Genomic DNA, 3,969 nt, shown 5'->3' on the forward strand with positions numbered 1-3,969 from the left:
TAAAAATTATATTGTGGCTACGCCAACGAGCCGCTTACAAGAGTAAGCTTCAATATTCTGTTAATTAATGTTTATCCGATCAAGCTGCTGCTACACAGTTTCGCCCGCCAGACTTTGCCGAATATAAGGCTTTGTCTGCGCGGTCAAGTAAGCTGTGGGCTGAATCTTCTAGCCTGTACTGAGCTACACCTAAGCTGATTGTTAGCTCCATTCCTTTAATATTTTGCATGGCAATATATAGCCTTAACCTTTCGGTTAACTCAATCGCATCAGCTAATGTCGTGTTGGGTAACACCACCACAAATTCTTCGCCGCCCCAGCGTGCTAATAAGTCGTCGTTACGCATTTGGTTTTGCAATAACTGCGCGAGTTGGCATAGCACTTTGTCTCCGATTAAATGGCCGTGATTATCATTAATTTGCTTAAAATGATCGATGTCGATAATCGCCACAGAAATAGGGTATTGAGTGACGGCTTGTTTACTGAGTAAATCTTGAGTGGTTTGATGGTTTGTCAGTGGATGGTCATCGGCATAAGGCTGGTAAATAATCGGTGCTTCGTCTGTTTGTTTTATCGCGTTAGTAGTCTCTGTTGTCATAGAGGTATTAGCTGCTGGTGTGGTCAGCAGTGTATCAAGCGCGAAATCGAGTTTTTCACGGTTATATAGTCCGGTGAGTTTATCGGTTTCAGCCATTTTTTGAATTTCTAAATTACGTAATGCCAGTTTTTTATAAGCGGAAAAGCGGGTTTTTTCGTAAAACCTAAACAGTAAAATTTGCGCAATACACACTTCAATAACGTTGAATAATGAACCTTTGCTAAACGTCACAGGTTGAGGATTCTGCGTTTGCAGGTAAACGAGAAAAGCACACACACTAAAGCAGATACATGAAATAAATGTGCCCCAGGTTCGTCCGATAAGAAAAAATGAAAAAGGCGGAATAAGCGTCGCCCAAAACAGTGAATGAGAATATCCCTTGGTCGATATCACAAATAACATAATCAAACTGGCTACCATGAGAGTAACAGCCCATGCGGTTATCTTTACATGTCCCGTACTGCGAAATCGATAGTAAATGCCCAATGAAATAACTAAGCCTGAACCGTCGAGTAAGGCATATTGATAACCTTCAAAATAGAACAAGTTGATCAGAGTCAGAATGAGAAAGTAACTCGTGGTAATGAGTAACGAATGCTCGATTAAACGGATACGCCAATAATCAGGGTGATCAGGCGGATACTGAGAGAATTGTTTGTACCAATATTTAATCATAAGCATTTTCCGAAGTGACATTAAGTGAACGTTAATCTTTGTAACTTGATCACCGTATCATTCAATCCTTGAAAAGTGATACTTCAGCATAGGTAAAATATTAAAAAATAACCGTCTATTTAGACGGTTATTTTAAGGTATAGGTATGACAGGAAGATTATTATTTATAGTTTTGTTTCAATTAGCTTAAGAATGTCAAAACAGGCGCCCATGGTATGATAATCAGTGTTGCCGAATGGACTTTTTAGGTTATCTATCTTTTGGTTGTCTTGAGTTAACATGCTAAACCCTGCACCGGATCGATGAGCGACCAAGTGTTGCTACGTGCAATGCCAAATTTTGTCAAATGGGTATTTAACAGTGGCTTTTAAACTGTGGTTTTCAAACTTTGGTTATTTAACTGAAAGTACCTAGCAAAGAGTATTTGACTAGAAGCATTGAGCTAGCAGTATTGAATTAGACGTTTTGCGCTATAAGTATTGAGGTAAGAGTACCAAAGTCGCTTGTTGTGAATAATCAGCTTCATAATTGATTGTTATTATTTGCACTCAAGTTGTCATTACAAGCACTGATATGCCGCCCTACAAGTGATTTTAACTTATACGCCAAACTTGAAGCATATAGTTTGGCAACGTATCATGCGCTTTTTATTGCGATGAGCCCTTCCATAATGCGCCACTTAACCACTCGTTATCATTCCGACACCCCAGCAGATTTTGTTGCCGCAAATCACCAAACGATGCTAACGCGGCTTGCTGCTCGTGCCATTGTGATGCGTAATAATCAAATATTAATGCTTTACACCCAACGTTATCATGACTATTCATTGCCTGGTGGTGGCGTTGATGTAGGTGAGGAGATAGAGCAAGGGCTGATCCGTGAGTTACAAGAAGAAACTGGCGCTCAACAAATTCGCAATATTAATCCATTCGGCTTATATGAAGAATATCGCCCTTGGCAACGAGATGGTTATACATCGGTTAATATGCTGTCTTATTGTTTCACTTGTGATGTTGACAGCCAGCTGGGGGAAACCCAATTTGAAGCTCACGAAATTAATAACGGCATGATACCAGTATGGATTGATATCGATGAGGCTATTGGGCATAACCTTGACACTATCGCCAACAGCAGCAAAAAAGGCTTATCGATTGAACGAGAAACCTTTTTGCTGAAATTGATTAAACAAGAGTTACTGAGCTAGCCTTAAGCCATTGTGGCTTAGCAAAGTAGCATATGGCTATGTTGTATTGTCAGGCTGATGTTATTAGCATCAACTCAGGCTCACAGCTCCGTTAGCCTATAGACAATTCTTTGGCTCTTGTCGTTGCGCACGCCATTGCGCTGGCAACTAGCTCATCAAGATCACCATCCTGAAATGCCAATATTGCCTGTTCCGTCGTGCCTTTAGGTGAGGTCACCTGGTGACGTAAACTTGCCAAATTATGCTGACTGTTCATCGCCATTGATATAGCTCCCATGGCACTCTGCAGCACAGCTTTAGCGGCTATTTCTGGCGGCAATCCTTGTTCAATTGCAGCTTTTTCCATGGCTTCTAAAAATAAGAATAAATACGCCGGTGAGCTACCCGCAGCCGCCACGATGGTCGACATTTGGCTTTCTTCTTTTAACCATACGGTTTCACCTACAGCGCGCATGAGTCTTTCTGCTAGCGCAATGTCATTAGCGTGAGTGTCTGGGCCTGCATATAAACCTGTTAATCCTTCACCAATGGCGGTCGGTAAGTTTGGCATGGCGCAAATGACTTTAGGCGAAAAATGCAGTTTTTGGCGGAGTGTTGCATGTTTGACACCCGCGGCAATCGAGATAACGAGTTTACGGTTATCGTACTGCATAACTTCACTCAACTGCTCACACACTACAGGTACTACAAAAGGCTTAACGGCAACAATGATGACATCAGCAAACGCAACGGCAGCGGTGTTGTCTTGATGTACTTTAACATTGAATTTATCGATCAAGTCGTGTCGGGTGGTTTGGCTGGGGGCGCACACTAGAATATTGGCACTGTTATGACCTTGTTTAAGTAGGCCGCTGATTATGGCTCTTGCCATGTTGCCACCACCGATAAAGGCGATACAGGTATTGGGATCTAATGATTCATGTTGAGAGATGACAACCTCCGAAAATGTCGCTAAAAAAGAAAAGGCCACGCTTTCGCTTGGCCTTTGAATTGTGGTACCTGTTTAATTATGCGCGAACTTGACCTACACCGCTGACTAAGTATTTCTCAGTGGTAAGTGACTCAAGGCCCATAGGTCCGTAGGCATGTAATTTGCTCGTGGCAATACCAATTTCAGCACCTAAACCGAGCTCGCTACCATCAGAAAAACGAGACGATGCATTAACCATTACTACCGAGGCATCCACGGTACGTTGAAAACGCGTAGCCGTTAATTCATTTTGGGTACAAATCACTTCAGTATGATGGCTACCAAAGCGGCGAATATGATTGATCGCATGGTCAAAATCAGTGACTTGGCGAATGGCTATTTCTAAATCCAAATATTCTTGGCCGAAATCATCATCGCTAATAACGTTAGCATGCTCAAAGTATTGCTGGGCATTTTTGCTGACATTAATACGCACTTTATGTGCAGCAAGTTGGGCTGCCACTTTAGGTAAAAATTCTGCTGCTACATCTTGATGTACCAGTAATCCCTCTAGAGCATTAC

Annotated in this window: 3 protein-coding genes and 1 pseudogene; 1 reads left to right on the plus strand and 3 read right to left on the minus strand. The window is 42.0% G+C overall.

Features of this window, described 5'->3' with window-relative positions; all coding sequences use genetic code 11:
* Positions 1 to 79 precede the first annotated feature (79 nt).
* On the minus strand, positions 80 to 1,273 hold the full coding sequence (locus CXF78_RS13770; protein ID WP_243638343.1) for a GGDEF domain-containing protein: 1,194 nt from the start codon (positions 1,271 to 1,273) through the stop codon (positions 80 to 82).
* 670 nt (positions 1,274 to 1,943) lie between these two features.
* On the opposite strand from CXF78_RS13770, the gene CXF78_RS13775 reads away from it, so the two are divergent.
* Positions 1,944 to 2,477 (plus strand): NUDIX hydrolase, encoded by a 534-nt coding sequence (locus CXF78_RS13775; RefSeq protein WP_180957143.1) that lies wholly within the window; start codon positions 1,944 to 1,946, stop codon positions 2,475 to 2,477.
* A gap of 91 nt (positions 2,478 to 2,568) precedes the next feature.
* Here CXF78_RS13775 and proC read toward each other — a convergent pair whose 3' ends face one another.
* Positions 2,569 to 3,447 (minus strand): pyrroline-5-carboxylate reductase, encoded by an 879-nt coding sequence (gene proC, locus CXF78_RS13780; RefSeq protein ID WP_102037121.1) that lies wholly within the window; start codon positions 3,445 to 3,447, stop codon positions 2,569 to 2,571.
* 37 nt (positions 3,448 to 3,484) lie between these two features.
* Positions 3,485 to 3,969 (minus strand): annotated as a pseudogene (locus tag CXF78_RS13785) (gamma-glutamyl-phosphate reductase); the annotation flags it as partial.

The organism is Shewanella sp. 11B5 (assembly GCF_002836795.1).
Taxonomy (GTDB): Bacteria; Pseudomonadota; Gammaproteobacteria; order Enterobacterales; family Shewanellaceae; genus Shewanella; species Shewanella frigidimarina.

Excerpts from the sequence above, each read along its gene's own strand:
- CXF78_RS13775 (WP_180957143.1), top strand. The coding sequence starts at position 1,944 with ATGCGCCACTTAACCACTCGTTATCATTCCGACACCCCAGCAGATTTT.
- CXF78_RS13770 (WP_243638343.1), bottom strand. The coding sequence starts at position 1,273 with ATGATTAAATATTGGTACAAACAATTCTCTCAGTATCCGCCTGATCAC.